We start from the raw sequence: 17194 nt of genomic DNA, 5'->3' as shown, positions 1-17194 counted from the left end.
TACAAAGAGAAAGGGAAAATATGGCAGAATTATTTGAAATAGATCAGGAACAGGAACGACTGATTCTGGCAGGCGCAGCCACCGGGGATGGGGATGATACACAGGCTTCCCTGGAGGAGCTTGCGGAACTGGTGAAAACTGCCGGGGCTGAAACGGTCGCGATTGTTATACAGAACAGGGAGCGGATTCATCCAGGCACCTATCTGGGCAGCGGGAAAGTGCAGGAGATCCGGGAACTGGCGCTGGAATCAGGCGCTACAGGCGTTGTATGCGACGATGAGCTTTCTCCGGCGCAGCTGCGCAATCTGGAATACCTTTTGGATATGAAGGTGATGGACAGAACTTTGGTGATTCTGGATATTTTCGCGTCCAGAGCGCGCACCAGCGAAGGCAAAATCCAGGTGGAACTGGCGCAGCTGCGTTACCGCGCAGCCCGTCTGGTAGGGCTGAGGGCTTCTCTGTCCCGTTTGGGCGGCGGGATCGGGACCAGAGGGCCGGGGGAGAAGAAGCTGGAAATGGACCGCAGGCTCATCCACGAGCGGATCGGGCAGCTGAAACGGGAATTGGAAGCAGTGAAAAAGCACAGGGAAGTGAACAGGGCGAAGCGCAGCGAGAACCACACTTGCGTGGCTGCTATTGTGGGATATACCAATGCAGGTAAGAGCACGCTTTTAAACGCGCTTACCGGGGCGGATGTCCTGGAAGAAGATAAGCTGTTTGCCACGCTGGACCCTACCACCCGAATGCTGGAGCTGGAATCCGGAGAACAGGTTCTGCTGACGGATACTGTGGGCTTTATCCGAAAGCTGCCTCATGAGCTGATTGAGGCCTTCCGCAGCACTCTGGAGGAAGCCCGGTATGCGGATATCATCCTTCATGTGGTGGATGCCTCCAATCCCATGGCGGATGTTCAGATGCATGTGGTATATGAGACGCTGTGCCAGCTGGAGGTGACGGACAAAACCATCGTCACGGTGTTTAATAAGCAGGACAAAGCAGAAGAATCAGCATCCATGCGGGATTTTAAAGCAGATTATACCATTGGGATTTCCGCGCGTACCGGCCGGGGGCTGCCGGAGCTGAAGGCCCTGCTGGAAAAGATTCTGCGCAACAGAAAGGTATATCTGGAAAAGATATATCCTTATGATCAGGCGGGACAGATACAGCTGATCCGAAAGTATGGGCAGCTGCTGGAAGAAGAATACTGCCAGGAGGGGATCCGCATCAGGGCATATGTGCCTGCCGAATTGTACGGCCAGGTGCGGTGAGCCGCTAAAATAGGAGTAACATAATATATACCATATCTTGTTAAAAAAGAAAAACACGCACAAGATATGGTATTTTTATTGACAATAAAAAGGAACGTGGTATACTGGAACGTATAGCGGTATTCTGCAGGGCAGGTGGAGTCAGGAGAGCGCATCCGGCGCAAAGGCAGAAAATACAGGGAGAACCGCAGACGGAGGAAGGAACTTATATGATACAGGTGATCAAACGGGATGGAGAGGTAGTAGACTTTACGCTGTCAAAAATCAGCGGAGTGATTAAAAAAGCTTTCGTTGCTACAAAAAAAGGCATAAATGATGATATCCTGGATCTGCTGGCGCTGCGGGTTACAGCGGATTTTCAGGGAAAGATCACGGACGGAAAAGTGAATGTGGAGGATATCCAGGACAGTGTGGAACATGTGCTGGAACAATCCGGCTATACAGATGTGGCCAAGGCGTACATATTGTACCGTAAACAGCGGGAGAAAATCCGAAATATGAAGTCCACAATCCTGGACTATAAAGATGTGGTGAACAGCTATGTAAAGGTGGAAGACTGGCGGGTGAAGGAGAATTCCACAGTGACATATTCTGTGGGAGGCCTGATTCTCAGCAATTCCGGCGCGATCACAGCGAATTACTGGCTGTCGGAAATCTATGACGAGGAGATCGCCAACGCCCATCGCAACGCGGACATCCATATTCATGATTTGTCCATGCTCACGGGCTACTGCGCCGGCTGGTCCCTGAAACAGCTGATTCAGGAGGGGCTGGGAGGGATTCCCGGGAAGATCACATCTTCTCCGGCCAGGCATCTTTCGGTCTTGTGCAACCAGATGGTGAATTTCCTGGGCATCATGCAGAATGAATGGGCCGGAGCACAGGCGTTTTCTTCCTTTGACACCTATCTTGCGCCCTTTGTAAAAGCGGATCATCTCAGCTATCCGGAAGTGAAAAAATGCGTGGAATCTTTTATATACGGTGTGAATACGCCCAGCCGCTGGGGTACTCAGGCGCCTTTTTCCAATATCACTCTGGACTGGACTGTGCCGGAGGATCTGGCGGAGCTGCCCGCTATAGTCGGCGGCAGGGAGATGCCGTTTAAATATAAGGACTGTAAGAGAGAGATGGATATGGTGAACAAGGCGTTTATCGAGACCATGATCGAGGGGGACGCCAACGGCCGGGGATTCCAGTATCCGATTCCCACCTACTCCATCACCAGGGATTTTGACTGGTCCGATACAGAAAATAACAAGCTGCTGTTTGAGATGACGGCCAAATACGGGACGCCGTATTTTTCAAATTACATTAACAGCGATATGCAGCCTTCGGATGTGCGCAGCATGTGCTGCCGCCTGCGCCTGGACCTGCGCGAACTTCGGAAAAAGACGGGCGGTTTCTTTGGTTCCGGCGAGAGCACCGGTTCTGTGGGAGTGGTGACGATCAATATGCCCAGGATCGCCTACCTGTCCAGGACGCCGGAAGAATTTTACCAGCGCCTGGACCATATGATGGATATTTCCGCACGGTCTCTGAAGATCAAGCGTCAGGTGATTACAAAATTGCTGGAAGAAGGTCTTTACCCGTATACCAAACGCTATCTTGGCACTTTTGAGAACCATTTTTCCACTATCGGCCTGATCGGCATGAACGAGGTGGGCCTGAACGCCTGCTGGCTGGGCGGGAGCATGGCCTCCGAAAAGACCCAGCAGTTTACCAGAGAAGTGCTGACCCATATGCGGGAACGATTGTCAGATTACCAGGAATCCTATGGGGATCTCTACAATCTGGAAGCTACCCCGGCGGAGTCCACGACATACCGTCTGGCAAAACATGATAAAAAACGATATCCGCAGATCGCCACCGCAGGGAAACCTGGTGATACGCCTTACTATACAAACAGCTCCCATCTTCCTGTGGATTATACAGCCGATATTTTCGATGCCCTTGATATTCAGGACGAGCTGCAGACATTATATACTTCCGGCACGGTATTCCATGCTTTTCTGGGAGAAAAGCTGCCTGACTGGAAGGCCGCGGCCAAATTGGTAAGAACCATTGCGGAGAATTACAGGCTCCCTTATTATACCTTGTCCCCAACCTATTCCGTGTGCCGGGAGCACGGCTATCTTTCCGGCGAACATTTTGTCTGCCCCAAGTGCGGACAGAAAGCGGAGGTCTACAGCCGCATCACCGGCTACTACAGGCCGATCCAGAACTGGAATGAAGGGAAAACCCAGGAGTATGAAAACCGCAGAGAATATGATATTGCCGGTTCCAGCCTGAAAAAAGTGCACACCAGTGTGGTTACGCTGGCCGGAGATGAGATGAAGGTAGAGCCGGTGGAAACAGTAAAATATCTGTTTACCACCAAAACCTGCCCGAATTGCCGTATCGCGAAAGAAGCGCTGAAGGGCCAGGCAGTGGAAATTATCGACGCGGAAGAACACGCGGATCTGGTGGAAAAGTTTGGTGTGCGTCAGGCGCCCACTTTAGTGGTAGTCCGGGGAGACGGAGCGGAAAAGTATGTAAACGCTTCAAATATTCAGAAATATGCTGAGGATATAAAGGGATAACAGTTGTTTTTTTGTCAGATTTATGGTAAAATTATGCCATAGAGCGAAGACTGAAGAGAGGCTTTTGTGAGGGAGAAATCGCTTGCGCAAGCCTCTTTTTAAATTTTGGATGGAGGTGGAGGTATGTATGATGTGTTAGTGATCGGCGGCGGTGTGACGGGCTGTTCGATTGCGCGGGAACTTTCCAGATACAGGCTGAAAACGGCGGTGGCAGAACGGGAAGAAGATGTCTGCTCCGGCACGTCCAAGGCCAACAGCGGAATTGTGCACGCTGGGTTTGACGCAGAGCCCGGGAGCCAGAAAGCCCGGATGAATGTGCGCGGAAACAGAATGATGCCTCAACTGGCCCGGGAGCTGGATTTCGCCTTCCGGCAGAACGGTTCGCTGGTGCTTTGCTTTGACAGGAAGCAGCTGGGGCAGCTGCAGGCATTGAAAGAAAAAGGAGAAGCCAATGGAGTGGAAGGGCTGAAACTCCTGAACGGAGAGGAGGCCAGGGCGCTGGAACCCAAACTTTCAGGAGCTGTGGAAGGAGCGCTGTATGCGCCAACAGGAGGGATTGTCTGCCCCTTCGGACTGACCATCGCCATGGCGGAGAACGCTGCAGTGAATGGCGTGGAGTTTTTGTTTGAAACAGAGGTTTTGGAGATCCGAAGGATAGATGCAGGCTACCTGGTCCGTACCAATACAGGAGAGATAGAAGCCAGGGCGGTGGTCAACGCGGCGGGCGTGTATGCGGATGCGCTGAATAATATGGTGAGCGAGAGAAAATATCATATCACTGCCAGAAGAGGGCAGTACTGCCTGTTGGATAAAAAGGCGGGAACGGCAGCGGACCGAACCATATTCCAGATGCCTACAGCCATGGGAAAGGGGGTTCTGGTGACGCCAACGGTGCACGGCAATCTGATGCTGGGGCCCACGGCGGAGGATATTCCTGACAAGGAGGACATCTCCACCACATCGGAAGGGCTGGAAACCCTGCAGAGTAAGGCGGCCCTCAGTGTCCCGGACCTGCCGCGGAATATGACCATTACCTCTTTTGCGGGGCTGAGAGCCCACGAGGATGGAGACGATTTCATTTTGGGCGAGGCGGAAGACGCGCCTGGATTTTTTAACGCGCTGGGCATAGAATCTCCGGGGCTGACCAGCGCTCCTGCTATCGGGGAATACCTGGCAGGAATGGTGGCTGAAAAGCTGGGCGCGGAGAAAAAAGAAGATTTTGCCGGGCAAAGAAAAGGGATTCTGAACCCGCAGGAGCTGACGGTGGAAGAGAGAAACACGCTGATCCGGAGCAATCCTGCCTATGGCAGCATTGTCTGCCGGTGCGAGATGGTGACGGAAGGAGAAATTGTGGACGCCATCCGCCGCCCGGTGGGGGCCAGAAGCCTGGATGGCGTGAAACGCCGTACACGGGCGGGTATGGGGCGCTGCCAGGCGGGGTTCTGCACGCCGAGAACCATTGAGATCCTTCAGAGAGAACTGGGAGAGCCGGACCTGGCGGTGCGGAAAAACCGGGCAGGTTCGGAGCTTTTGACCGGAAAAGATAAAGAAGAGTTAAAGGAGGCGGGCAGATGAGAACTTGTGATATTGTGGTGATCGGCGGAGGCCCGGCCGGACTGGCGGCAGCGATTGCAGCCCGGGAAGCCGGGATTTCTGAGATCCTGGTTCTGGAACGGGACCGCTGCCTGGGCGGAATTCTGAACCAGTGCATTCACAATGGTTTTGGCCTGCATACTTTCCGGGAAGAACTGACCGGACCTGAGTATGCGGAAAGATTTATCCGCCGGGCGGAGGAACTGGAGATCCCCTGCCTCCTGGAAACCATGGTGATGGATATTACTCCAGGCAAAGTGGTGACAGCTATGAACCGGGAAGACGGGGTATTTCAGATTCAGGCCGGGGCTGTGATTCTGGCTATGGGCTGCCGGGAACGCCCGAGAGGAGCCCTGAATATTCCGGGATACCGTCCTGCGGGAATTTATTCCGCCGGGACTGCGCAGCGCCTTGTGAACATTGAAGGCTATATGCCCGGAAGAGAAGTGGTGATCCTGGGTTCCGGAGATATTGGCTTGATTATGGCCAGACGCATGACTCTGGAAGGGGCCAGGGTCCATGCGGTTGCGGAGCTGATGCCTTATTCCGGCGGCCTGAAGCGGAATATCGTGCAATGTCTGGACGATTACGGGATTCCTCTGAAGCTGTCCCACACGGTGGTGCAGATTCATGGTAAGGAACGATTGACCGGCGTAACCCTGGCTAAGGTGGGGGCCGACAGAAAACCGGTTCCCGGCACAGAGGAATTCATTCCCTGCGATACGCTGCTGCTGTCTGTGGGGCTGATTCCGGAGAATGAGCTGTCAGGTGAAATCGGCGTGGAAATGAACAGGATTACCAACGGGCCTTCCGTGAATGAAAGTCTGGAAACCAGCGCAGAAGGAGTATTTGCCTGCGGAAATGTGCTTCATGTCCATGATTTGGTGGATTATGTGAGCCAGGAAGCAGCGCTGGCCGGAAAAAATGCTGCCAGGTATGTAATGGGAGACTGGAAGGAAGGTTTGCGGATACAGCTGGAGGGAAAGGGAGGCGTCAGATATACCGTGCCGTCCGCCGTCTGCCCGGAGAATATGGAAGATAAGCTGACCGTGCGGTTCCGGGTGGGGGATGTATACCGTGACAGGCAGCTGTGCGTCTATCTGGACGGCGAGAGGATCAGCCGCGCAAAGAAGCGGGTGATGGGCCCGGGAGAGATGGAATCTGTGATCCTGAAAAAATCGGATCTGCTGGCCAGACCCGGACTGCAGAAAATTACAGTAGCTGTGGAGGAGGCGGAGTGATGGAGAAAAAAGAACTGATCTGTATCGGCTGCCCTCTGGGCTGCAGCGTTACAGTGGAGCTGGAAGGCAGCGAAATTCTGGCCGTAACAGGGAATACCTGCAGGCGGGGAGAGGATTATGCGAGAAAGGAATGCACAAACCCAACCAGGATAGTGACCTCAACGGTGCCGGTGGACGGCGGGGAGATCCCGCAGGTTTCCGTAAAAACAGCTTCTGATATTCCGAAGAATAAAATATTTGCCTGCATGGCTGAACTGAAAAAAATCAGAGTAAAGGCTCCGGTGCGCATCGGTGATGTGGTGTTGGCAAACGCCGCCGGCTCTGGAGTGGATGTGATTGCAACCAAAGATGTTCTGGGGAGGTAAGGAATGGCAAAATATGTGATTGCCCTGGATCAGGGAACTACCAGTTCCAGGTGTATTTTATTCGATAAAGCAGGAAATATCTGCAGCGAGGCGCAGAAGGAATTTGAACAGATCTATCCCCGGCCCGGCTGGGTGGAGCATGACCCCATGCAGATCTGGGCCTCCCAGTTCAGCGTGACGGCAGAAGCGATGGGCCAGATCGGAGCCACTTCCGCGGATATAGCAGCCCTTGGCATCACAAACCAGCGGGAGACGACCATTGTCTGGAACCGCCATACCGGGCAGCCGGTATACAATGCGATTGTATGGCAGTGCCGCAGGACTTCAGAGATGATCGACGAGCTGTATGCGGCAGGTTTTGGAGATGTGATCCGGGAGAAGACCGGACTGATTCCGGACGCTTATTTTTCCGCTACTAAAATCAAATGGATTCTGGACAATGTGCCGGGAGCCCGGGAACAGGCGGAAAACGGCGAACTGCTGTTTGGAACCGTGGATACCTGGCTGATCTGGAATCTGACGAAGGGCGCGGTGCACGTGACGGATTATACCAATGCGTCCAGAACTATGCTGTACGATATCCATAAGCTGCAGTGGGATCAGGAGATTCTGGACTATTTTGGCATTCCCAGACGGATGCTGCCGAAAGTGCGCCCCAGCAGCTATATTTACGGCTACACGGCCGAAGGCGTGATCGGCGGAAGCATCCCCATCGCGGGAATTGCAGGAGATCAGCAGGCTGCCCTGTTCGGCCAGTGCTGCTTTGAACCGGGAGAGGTGAAGAATACATATGGAACTGGCTGCTTTTTACTGATGAATACAGGGGAGAAGGCGGTGCGGTCAGAAAACGGGATGCTGACCACCATCGCCGCGGGAACCGGAGAAAAAGTGGAATATGCCCTGGAGGGAAGCGTTTTTGTTGCCGGAGCAGCGATTCAATGGCTGAGGGATGAGCTCAGGATGATCAAAACCGCCGCTCAGACAGAAGAATACTGCAATGCTGTTCCGAATACAGGAGGCGTCTATGTGGTGCCCGCCTTTACCGGGCTGGGGGCTCCCTGCTGGGACCAGTACGCCAGGGGTACCATCGTAGGGCTGACAAGAGGCGCGGCCAAGGAGCATCTGATCCGTGCAACTGTAGAATCTCTGGCTTATCAGGTTTCTGACCTGATTGAAGCCATGGAACAGGATTCCGGCATTCATCTGAAAACGTTGAAAGTGGACGGCGGGGCCTGCGCCAATAATTTTCTGATGCAGTTCCAGTCTGATATCCTGAATGTGGATGTGGCGCGCCCGGAATGTATTGAGACCACGGCGCTGGGAGCCGCTTATCTGGCGGGGATCGCTGTAGGATACTGGAAGGACAGAGACGATGTAAAATCCAACTGGGCGCTGTCCAGGACATTCACGCCTGATATGGAGGAGGATACCCGCAGGAAACTGCTGAAGGGCTGGAAAAAGGCCGTATCCAGGGCAAGGGACTGGGCCAGAGACGAGGAGTGACAGAGGCTGAATCAAGAGCGCGGGCCTGTATTTTCAGGCTGGCGCTCTTTTAGAAGGAAGGATCAGGGGCTGCGGCGCGGGGAAACGTATTTCCCGGCCCGGCGGAAAGGACAGAACAATGAAAAGTGCGGTATTTTATGGAAAACATGATCTGCGTGTGGAGGAAGCGCCTATGCCCCCGGTAGGGCCCCGGGACGTGCTGATTCAGGTAAAAGCATGCGGTGTGTGCGGGACCGACGTACATATTTTTGACGGGGATCAGGGGGCGGCAGAGGTAACGCCTCCTACGATTTTAGGACACGAGTTTGCCGGTATTGTGACAAAAGTTGGAGCAGAGGTAACATCCTGCCGGCCGGGGGACCGGGTCTGTATTGATCCCAACTGTTACTGCGGAGCCTGCGAGCCCTGCCGCAGCGGGGCGGTGCATTACTGCCGGAACATGATTGGCTACGGTACCACGGTGAACGGAGGATTTGCGGAATACTGTGCGGTGAATGAACGTCAGGTATATCTGCTGGGCGAAAATACCAGTTTTGAACAGGGGGCTATGGCTGAACCTGTGGCCTGCTGCCTGCACGGGCTGGATCTTTGCGGGATCAGGCCGGGGCACCAGACGGTTGTGATCGGAGGAGGCATGATCGGACTTCTGATGGTTCAGCTGGCGCGGCTGGCCGGCGCGGCCAGAGTGGCCCTGCTGGAACCGGTGGAAGGAAAAAGGGAGATGGGAAAGCGCCTGGGGGCGGATATTTGTATTGATCCGGTTCATGAGGATGTGGAAACAGCGCTGAAGAAAGCAGGATTTACCTGGATCAACACAGTGATCGAATGCGTGGGCCGCCCTTCTACCATAGAACAGGCGATTGAAATTGCGGGCAGCAAGGCTGTGGTCATGATGTTCGGCCTCACAAAGCCGGATGAAACTATTTCTGTGAAGCCTTTTGAGATTTTTCGGAAGGAGCTGGAATTGAAAGCATCCTATATCAATCCCTGTACCCAGAGGCGGGCGCTGGACCTGATCGATACAGGACGCCTGGATGTGAGGGGGATGGTCAGCGAAGTATGCGGTCTGGAACGGCTGAAGGATGTGCTGAGCAGTCCGGAACTGAGAGCAAGGGGGAAGTATATTATTTCACCGGAAAAATAATTGCGAGGAGCAGAAGATGGAGCGAATACATATCCATAAAGATTTGATTGTGGCAGGGGCCGGAGTGTCGGGGATCTGCTGTGCCGTGCAGGCGGCCCGGCTGGGGCTGCAGGTGGGCCTGATAGAAGCCTCCGGCTATCTGGGCGGCAACGCCGGCCCGGAAGTGCGGGTGAATGTAAACGGCGCGGACGGAACCAGTGAGTTCAACCTGTATTCCAGAACCGGAGGGATTCTGGATGAAATTGTAGTGGAAAATCTTTACCGGAATCCCCAGGGCAATGCCTTCCATTTTGAAGCTCTGCTGGAAGATGTGATTGACAGAGAACCAAACATACAGTTGTTCTGCGGCACAGCAGTGGAAGGTGTTGAAACAGAAGAGACAGAGGGCGGAAAAAGAATCCTGTCGGTACAGGTAGGCTGCTGGAAGGAAGAAAAACGATATTCCTTTACTGCGCCTCTCTTTGCCGACCATACAGGGGACGGCGTTTTGGGCGCGCTGGCCGGAGCGCAATACATGCGGGGCCGGGAATCGAATAGAACTTTTGGAGAACCGCTGGCCCCGGAACAGGCGGATGACTATGTGCTGCTGGGAACCCTGAATTATCATGCGTCGGATATTGGGAAACCGGTGAAATATGTTCCGCCGGACTGTGCCTGGAAGCTGGAGGAAACGGATATCCTGAAGTTCAGAGAGATCCCTGCGGATTCTTTTTACAGCAGCAGATGGTTTTATGAAATCGGCGGCGGGACAGGACCCGCTGAAAATGCCGAATTGATGAAACAGCACCGCGCGCTGGTGTACAGTATCTGGGATTATGTGAAAAACAGCGGCAGGTACCAGGCTGAAAATTATGATCTGGACTATGTTTCCTGTACCATCGGAAAACGGGAGTTCAGACGTTTTCCGGGCAATTGGATTCTCACAGAGCAGGACCTGACAGAACGGCGAATGTTTGAAGACTGTATCGGATACGGGGGCTGGTCTGTGGATCTGCATGCAATTCACGGATTTTTAGATCAGGATCTGCCGAACCGTCATTATTACCTGCCGGGGATCTATCAGATCCCTTTTCGATGCTGTGTTTCCCGGGAAGTAGAGAATCTTTTTCCCGGAGGCAGGTGCGCGTCTTTCAGCCACGTAGCCCATGGATCTGCCAGAGTGATGGGAACGCTGTGCACGATGGGGCAGGCTGTGGGAGCGGCGGCTTGGCTTAGTCTGCGGGAGAATAAAAATCCCGGAGGATTTTCAGAAACAGATATAAAGGAACTGCAGCAGCTGATCCTGGAGTCGGACGGTTGGGCGCCCGGGCTGTCACGCCGCCGGGGGCCAGAAGCGGAGGCGGTCGTGACAGCAAGCTCTGTGATGGAAGAGGAATGTATGGGAGGGCTTTGTTTCCGGCCGCTGGAGCGGGACGCCGCCCTGCTGCTTCCGGTGGAGAAGCGGATGGAGCATTTTCGTCTGCTGCTGCGGGCGAGGGAGGATACAGAGCTGAAGGTACAGTTTTTCTGCTCGGAACGCCGGGAGGGGTATGATCCGGGCATACTGCTGGATCAGCGCAGCATTGCGCTGCATAGAGGCGATGATGCGCGGTGGTATGAGATCCGTCCTGATTTTGAAGTGGAAGGACGGTTTGTGTTTGTACGGCTGACTGCAAATCCGGCCGTAGAGGCAGGGTGGAGCGAGGGGAACTGTACTCTGGCAGTTTCTTTGCTTCAAAGAGAAAACCAGGAAGAGAATGTTTGGGATGCTGTGACAGGAGAGCGTAAAGAGTTTGTTTGGGAGCCGGTGCAGCAGTGTCTGGCGTATCAGGCGCGGCAGGAAAAAAATATTTACAGGCCGGATCAGGCAGTAAACGGATACAGCCGCCCTTTTGGCACTGCCAACTGCTGGCGTTCAGCCGCTTCGGGAGGCCCCCAATGCCTGCGTTTTTGCTGGGAAAAGGAACAGGTGCTCAGCGAGGTGAAAATCCGTTTTTCTGCTGATTATAACTGCAGAATCTACACACACCTGGACAGAAACGCCTGCCGGGTCCTGCCGGAAATCACAAGAGATTATGCGGTTTTTGCTGAAACAGAAGAAGGTAGAATCTGCCTGGGCGAGGGAAAAGACAACTACAGGAGAGAAAACAGAATCTGTTTTTCTAAAACTGCCTGCAGAGAAATTGCAATTGAGCTGTATCAGACAAATGGAGCGCCATATTTCAGTGTGGATGAAGTGATTTTTTGCTGATTAGTACAATTTTAAAGGGGACGCCGCTCAATCATTAAAACAGATGATTGGGCGGCGCCCCCTGTGAATTTAATACTATTCGGAAGATTCCCTGAAAATCCGGATAATGCTGCCGACCGCGACCGCAAAGAAGAAGGCCAGCAGGATTATATCCATAATTGCGTCATTTGACGGCGTAAGAAGGCTGAACAATAGAAGAACCATTACAATAATGCTGGCGATCAGAGTCTTTACAGCAAAACTCCGCTTGTTTTCGGAAATCTTGAATATATTGCCGACTCCGGCCATGTTCAGGTCAGCCCCGTACCCATACTTTTTTTCCAGATATTTCATAAGCTTCATAAAAATCCCCCTCTCTTTGCTTCCCGCTATTCTTCCCCGATGATCAGCTCCTTTGCATATGGAAGAGTTCTGACCCAATCACAGAATGTATGCCATTCCTGGAGCTTGTGGGCCTTGCGGGCGTGATAAATGTTGATCAGCGTTTCATAATTAAAAGTACAGGTGCGCATCTGGTGATAACTGGAGGGCAGGAGTTGGATCAGGTCATACCAGTCCTCCTTGGATTTCGTTTCCAGATATCGCAGCCTGATCTTTTCCAACTGTACCACGAACTGTTCCAGAAGCAGCAGAGCGTCCGGCGTCAGATGGTCGTGGCTGAAGTCCTCCAGGGTAAAGGGCTTGCTGTGGATCTTGTGCATGGTGCTGGTGGAATTGGCTGCCGTAGCAACTTTATAAGTATCGTATTCCTTCCACCAGTACAGGGGAGCGGTAATGTCTGCGGAAACAAAAACCATGCGGAGATACTTCCGATGGTCGCTGCCTGCCCGGGCCAATCGGACTGCCAGGCCCAGATCATTCTCACCGAGAACATATTCCCCCTTTTCATTATAGTAGCTATCGCTGCGGGCCCAGCTGTTCATGGGATTGCGGGCCCCGCGGATGGCATTTTCCAGATTCATAACACTGGTGCGTTCTAATATAATCACAGAATATCCTCCTGAGTATGACTGATAATTAAGATGTTACTGCCATTATTATAACATATTTTGGAGAAAAAGAAAAGGACTTTCAGCCTTTATTGTAGTAATTTTACCTTTAGGGATACCGCTTAGCATGCATTATTCCTCATCTTTTTGAATCATGATCTAAAATTGCTTGCAGGAAAGAGAAAGTCGGGGTATGATGTTAAGAAAATACAGGAGGATGCTGAGTGATGAATATCTTGGTAGCGGCGGATGATCACTGGTCCATCGGGTACCGCGGGAACCTTTTGGTGCGGATCCCGCTGGATCATCAGCTGTTTCAAAAGGAGACCCTTGGAAAAGTTGTGGTGATGGGAAGGAAGACTCTGGACACGCTTCCGGGCGGGCAGCCGCTTGCAGGGAGGACAAACCTGATTCTATCCAGAGATCCGCAGTTTCAGGTGAAGGGGGCCGTGACAGCGCACAGCATGGAAGAAGCGCTGGCTGTGCTGAAAAAATATTCTCCGGGAGATGTGTATATAATTGGAGGGGAGGAAATTTACAGGCAGTTTCTCCCTTACTGCAGAACTGCCCATGTGACGAAGATCCATTATACCTATGAGGCGGACGCCCATTTTCCGGATTTGGATGCAGATCCGGAGTGGGAGCTGGAAGAAGAGAGTGAGGAACAGACCTATTTTGATCTGGAATATTTTTTTAAAAAGTACAGGCGAATAACTTGACAGACGAAACAAAAAGTTTGATAATGACTTTATTGCATTACTAAATCATACTGCCAGAGAGTTTGACCCGCGCAGCGGACAGGGAAAAGGAGAGAAGACAAATGGAGAAGAAAAATATTGACTGGGCTAATCTGGGTTTTACCTATATAGAAACAGATAAACGCTTCGTGGCGCATTATCAGGACGGCGCCTGGGATGACGGAGAACTGGTGGAAGACTCGAATGTGGTGATTAATGAATGTGCCGGTGTTCTGCAGTACTGTCAGGCCTGCTTTGAAGGAATGAAGGCTTACACTACGGAGGACGGAAGGATCGTGACATTCCGTCCGGACCTGAACGCACAGCGCATGGCCGATTCCGCGGCCAGGCTGGAAATGCCGGTATTCCCTGTGGAACGTTTTGTGGATGCAGTTGTGCAGACTGTGAGAGCCAATTCGGCTTATGTGCCGCCCTATGGTTCCGGGGCTACTTTATATGTGCGTCCGTATATGTTCGGCAGCAGCCCGGTGATCGGAGTAAAGCCTGCAGATGAATACCAGTTTCGTATCCTTACTACGCCGGTAGGCCCTTACTTTAAAGGCGGGGTAAAACCGCTTACTATCTGTGTCAGTGATTTTGACCGGGCGGCCCCCCATGGAACAGGGCATATTAAGGCCGGGCTGAATTACGCGATGAGCCTTCACCCGGTTATGGAAGCTCACAGAAACGGGTATGACGAGAACATGTATCTGGATGCTGCTACCAGAACGAAAGTAGAAGAGACAGGCGGGGCGAATTTCCTGTTTGTCACTGGAGACAACACAGTGGTGACGCCAAAGTCTGGCAGCATTCTTCCTTCTATCACCCGCCGCTCCCTGATGTATGTGGCAGAGCATTATCTGGGCCTGAAGGTAGAAGAGAGGGAAGTATATTTGGAGGAAGTGAATGATTTCGCGGAATGCGGTCTGTGCGGCACTGCTGCAGTGATCTCTCCGGTGGGAAAGATCGTGGATCACGGCCGGGAAATTGTATTCCCCAGCGGAATGGCGGAAATGGGGCCTGTGACCAAGAAACTGTATGAGACGCTGACCGGAATTCAGATGGGCAGGATTGAAGCGCCGGAAGGTTGGCTGAAAGTGATCGAATAATATATTGAAATAAGGCTCCCAGGAAGGGTAATTGTCCCGGGAGCCTTGTTTATTGCTGCATAAAAAACCGCATTCCCTGTACCGCAATACTCTCCGGAGGAATGTACTGCGGCGTAAGGAATCCCAATAATACAGAAAGATTAATAATCCTGCACATCAAAAACGCGGTCTTTAAAATAATATTTCCTGTCCTCTTCAGTGATCATCCGGATCACCCGGCAGGGATTTCCGGCGGCCAGGGCGTTGGCCGGAATATCTTTTGTCACAACGCTGCCGGAACCGATGACCGCATTGTTTCCGATATGAACGCCGGGATTGATGACGACATTTCCTCCCACCCAGACATTATCCCCGATTGTGACGCTGATTCCGTACTCATATCCGGAGTTTCTGGAGCCGGGATGAAGGGGATGCCCCGCGGTATAAACGGATACATTAGGAGCAAACATTACATTTGATCCGATTTTCACTTTTGCGACATCCAGTATGGTGAGATTATAGTTGGAATAAAAATTTTCACCTACTTCAATATTACTTCCGTAATCACACCGGAAAGGCGCTTCAATATAAATTTCTTTGCCGCAGGTTCCAATCAGCTCCCGGATCAGCCTGTCCCGGCGCGCATTTTCATCCGGATGCAGGCGGTTGTATTCATAGACGAGGCGTTTAGCCGCCGCACGCTCATCTGACAGTCCATCCATCCAGGCTTTATAGGGCAGTTCTGACAACATACGTTCTTTTTGCGTCATTTTTTTCCTCCGCTTATTTTAATTTGAGCACTACAGCCTGGCAGCTTTGCAGGCAAATTATTTTGCCGGAATCAGACGCCGGGAGATTGGACAGCAGCACCTGGGCTGTTTCGGAAGGAAGTTCCAGAGAAACTGCATCTTTTCTCAGATTCGCCGCAACCAGGATGCACTGTTTTTCATCCTGCCGCAGATAAGCGATAACATCTTTTTCCTTTTCAAATACTGGCTGAAAACTGCCGTAAACAAAGGTTTTGCAATAGTCGGGAGATTTTCGCAGCGCTACCAGTTTCTGATAATAGTGGAGGACAGAATCCGGATCCTCCATTTGAACGTCCAGATTCAGCTGCGGGTAATTCGGATTGGGCGCCAGCCAGGGAGTAGCTGTGGTAAAACCTGCGTTTGAGCCGCCGTTCCACTGCATGGGAGTGCGCGCATTATCACGGCTGTACCGTGCGCATCGTGCCAGAGCGTCCTCGGGAGACAGTCCCTGAGACAGCGCCAGGCTGTACTGGTCTCTGGTACTGATATCGTCATATTCTTCGATGCTGTTCCGCTGACAGTTGGTCATTCCGATTTCCTGCCCCTGGTAGAGAAAAGGCAGGCCTCTCCGAAGGATGCTCACAGTGCCCAGCAGCTTTGCGCCAAGACTGTTCTGCGCGTACTCAGGCAGATAGGTGGAGCAGCCTCTGGGTTCGTCGTGATTTTCTATAATTGTGGAATAGAAGCCTATAGGGTCCGCCTCTCTGTGCGCCTGAAACACGGCTTTTTTCCACTGTTCCACAGTCACCGGTTCAGCGTCATACCAGCCATGTTTTCCGTAGGTGAGCACATGCTGGGAGAAATCAAACATGGTTGAAAAATGGCCGTTTTCACCGATAAATTCTGCCAGTTCATCCGGCTTCATGTCAAAAACTTCTCCTACCGTAAACGCATCATATTTTTCAAAGGTTTGATGCTTCAGGTCCTCCAGATATGTGCCCACGCCATTTACGGAGCGGAGCATTTGGGCGGCGGAAGCCAGACCGTCCTCCCCGTCGGCAGGGTAATCAGGAAAATTGGTATCTTTTTTAATGTTAATAATCGCGTCAATGCGAAAACCGGAAATCCCCTTCTCCAGCCACCAGTTCACCATGGTGTAAAGCTCTTGGACTACTGTCGGGTTTGTCCAGTTCAGATCCGGCTGCTCCTTTGCAAAGAGGTGGAGATAGTAAAGATCCGTACCCGGAACCGGCTCCCAGGCGCTGCCGCCAAAGTTGGAGCGCAGATTATTGGGCGGTCCGCCGTTTTTTCCCTTCCGGAAATAAAAATAATCTGCATACTCCCCATAAGGATCCGCAAGAGCATTTTGAAACCATTGGTGCTGGTCGGAACAATGGTTGATCACCAGATCCATGACCAGATACATATTCCGCTTTTTCGTCTCTGCCAGGAGTTCGTCAAAGTCCTCCATTGTCCCGAATACTTCTGAAATTTTGTAATAGTCTGAGATATCATAGCCCTGGTCTACAAAAGGGGACTGGTAGACCGGGGAGAGCCAGATTACGTCGATCCCCAGCCATTTGAGATAATCCAGCTTACTGATAACTCCCCGCAGATCGCCGATTCCGTCTCCGTTTGTATCCATAAAACTTTTGGGGTAGATTTGATAAGCTACTTTGTCATGCCACCATTTTTTCTGCATTATAAA

At 52.3% G+C, this 17194-nt stretch carries 14 protein-coding genes; 10 read left to right on the top strand and 4 right to left on the bottom strand.

The features are described 5' to 3' along the window. The first annotated feature begins 20 nt into the window (after positions 1–20). From hflX to EV209_RS02655, 8 genes are all read left to right on the top strand, one after another. Positions 21–1268 (top strand): GTPase HflX, encoded by a 1248-nt coding sequence (gene hflX / locus EV209_RS02690; RefSeq protein ID WP_130432799.1) that lies wholly within the window; start codon positions 21–23, stop codon positions 1266–1268. Between the two features lie 209 nt (positions 1269–1477). After that, a complete protein-coding gene (locus EV209_RS02685; protein ID WP_130432797.1) occupies positions 1478–3847 on the top strand; it encodes a ribonucleoside triphosphate reductase in 2370 nt (789 codons plus the stop codon). Between the two features lie 123 nt (positions 3848–3970). Then, a complete protein-coding gene (locus tag EV209_RS02680) occupies positions 3971–5422 on the top strand; it encodes an NAD(P)/FAD-dependent oxidoreductase (RefSeq protein WP_130432795.1) in 1452 nt (483 codons plus the stop codon). Then, complete coding sequence (locus EV209_RS02675) at positions 5419–6681, top strand: NAD(P)/FAD-dependent oxidoreductase (RefSeq protein ID WP_130432793.1); 1263 nt, start codon at positions 5419–5421, stop codon at positions 6679–6681. Before EV209_RS02680 ends, EV209_RS02675 begins: the two co-directional genes overlap by 4 nt. Then, on the top strand, positions 6681–7046 hold the full coding sequence (locus tag EV209_RS02670) for a DUF1667 domain-containing protein (RefSeq protein ID WP_130432791.1): 366 nt from the start codon (positions 6681–6683) through the stop codon (positions 7044–7046). The genes EV209_RS02675 and EV209_RS02670 overlap by 1 nt, the downstream gene beginning before the upstream one ends. A 3-nt stretch (positions 7047–7049) precedes the next feature. Further along, complete coding sequence (gene glpK, locus EV209_RS02665; RefSeq protein WP_130432789.1) at positions 7050–8549, top strand: glycerol kinase GlpK; 1500 nt, start codon at positions 7050–7052, stop codon at positions 8547–8549. Between the two features lie 118 nt (positions 8550–8667). Continuing rightward, entirely contained in the window at positions 8668–9693 is a 1026-nt protein-coding gene (locus EV209_RS02660; RefSeq protein ID WP_130432787.1) for a zinc-dependent alcohol dehydrogenase family protein, read from the top strand. A gap of 16 nt (positions 9694–9709) precedes the next feature. Continuing rightward, positions 9710–11923, top strand: coding sequence for an FAD-dependent oxidoreductase (locus tag EV209_RS02655; protein WP_130432785.1), 2214 nt, complete (start codon positions 9710–9712; stop codon positions 11921–11923). Between the two features lie 75 nt (positions 11924–11998). Here EV209_RS02655 and EV209_RS02650 read toward each other — a convergent pair whose 3' ends face one another. Both EV209_RS02650 and EV209_RS02645 read right to left on the bottom strand, forming a co-directional pair. Continuing rightward, positions 11999–12265, bottom strand: coding sequence for a hypothetical protein (locus tag EV209_RS02650; RefSeq protein ID WP_130432783.1), 267 nt, complete (start codon positions 12263–12265; stop codon positions 11999–12001). A gap of 26 nt (positions 12266–12291) precedes the next feature. Then, a complete protein-coding gene (locus EV209_RS02645; RefSeq protein WP_130432781.1) occupies positions 12292–12912 on the bottom strand; it encodes a hypothetical protein in 621 nt (206 codons plus the stop codon). Positions 12913–13139: 227 nt separating this feature from the next. On the opposite strand from EV209_RS02645, the gene EV209_RS02640 reads away from it, so the two are divergent. Together EV209_RS02640 and EV209_RS02635 are read left to right on the top strand one after the other, a co-directional pair. Beyond that, on the top strand, positions 13140–13631 hold the full coding sequence (locus EV209_RS02640; protein ID WP_130432779.1) for a dihydrofolate reductase: 492 nt from the start codon (positions 13140–13142) through the stop codon (positions 13629–13631). Between the two features lie 62 nt (positions 13632–13693). Further along, on the top strand, positions 13694–14758 hold the full coding sequence (locus tag EV209_RS02635) for a branched-chain amino acid aminotransferase (protein ID WP_279387329.1): 1065 nt from the start codon (positions 13694–13696) through the stop codon (positions 14756–14758). A 140-nt stretch (positions 14759–14898) separates the two neighbouring features. Here the strand turns inward: EV209_RS02635 and EV209_RS02630 are convergent, their stop codons facing one another. Together EV209_RS02630 and EV209_RS02625 are read right to left on the bottom strand one after the other, a co-directional pair. Further along, on the bottom strand, positions 14899–15507 hold the full coding sequence (locus EV209_RS02630; protein ID WP_130432775.1) for a sugar O-acetyltransferase: 609 nt from the start codon (positions 15505–15507) through the stop codon (positions 14899–14901). Positions 15508–15520: 13 nt separating this feature from the next. After that, entirely contained in the window at positions 15521–17188 is a 1668-nt protein-coding gene (locus EV209_RS02625; protein WP_130432773.1) for a glycoside hydrolase family 13 protein, read from the bottom strand. Between the last annotated feature and the right edge of the window lie 6 nt (positions 17189–17194).

It is taken from the genome of Cuneatibacter caecimuris (genome assembly GCF_004216775.1).
Taxonomy (GTDB): domain Bacteria; phylum Bacillota; class Clostridia; order Lachnospirales; family Lachnospiraceae; genus Cuneatibacter; species Cuneatibacter caecimuris.
This window is presented reverse-complemented; position numbering and strand designations above follow the sequence as displayed.

Bases quoted from the DNA above. Each gene is read 5' to 3' on its own strand.
- hflX (WP_130432799.1), top strand. From the start codon at position 21: ATGGCAGAATTATTTGAAATAGATCAGGAACAGGAACGACTGATTCTG.
- EV209_RS02685 (WP_130432797.1), top strand. From the start codon at position 1,478: ATGATACAGGTGATCAAACGGGATGGAGAGGTAGTAGACTTTACGCTG.
- EV209_RS02680 (WP_130432795.1), top strand. From the start codon at position 3,971: ATGTATGATGTGTTAGTGATCGGCGGCGGTGTGACGGGCTGTTCGATT.
- EV209_RS02675 (WP_130432793.1), top strand. From the start codon at position 5,419: ATGAGAACTTGTGATATTGTGGTGATCGGCGGAGGCCCGGCCGGACTG.
- EV209_RS02670 (WP_130432791.1), top strand. From the start codon at position 6,681: ATGGAGAAAAAAGAACTGATCTGTATCGGCTGCCCTCTGGGCTGCAGC.
- glpK (WP_130432789.1), top strand. From the start codon at position 7,050: ATGGCAAAATATGTGATTGCCCTGGATCAGGGAACTACCAGTTCCAGG.
- EV209_RS02660 (WP_130432787.1), top strand. From the start codon at position 8,668: ATGAAAAGTGCGGTATTTTATGGAAAACATGATCTGCGTGTGGAGGAA.
- EV209_RS02655 (WP_130432785.1), top strand. From the start codon at position 9,710: ATGGAGCGAATACATATCCATAAAGATTTGATTGTGGCAGGGGCCGGA.
- EV209_RS02650 (WP_130432783.1), bottom strand. From the start codon at position 12,265: ATGAAGCTTATGAAATATCTGGAAAAAAAGTATGGGTACGGGGCTGAC.
- EV209_RS02640 (WP_130432779.1), top strand. From the start codon at position 13,140: ATGAATATCTTGGTAGCGGCGGATGATCACTGGTCCATCGGGTACCGC.
- EV209_RS02630 (WP_130432775.1), bottom strand. From the start codon at position 15,507: ATGACGCAAAAAGAACGTATGTTGTCAGAACTGCCCTATAAAGCCTGG.
- EV209_RS02625 (WP_130432773.1), bottom strand. From the start codon at position 17,188: ATGCAGAAAAAATGGTGGCATGACAAAGTAGCTTATCAAATCTACCCC.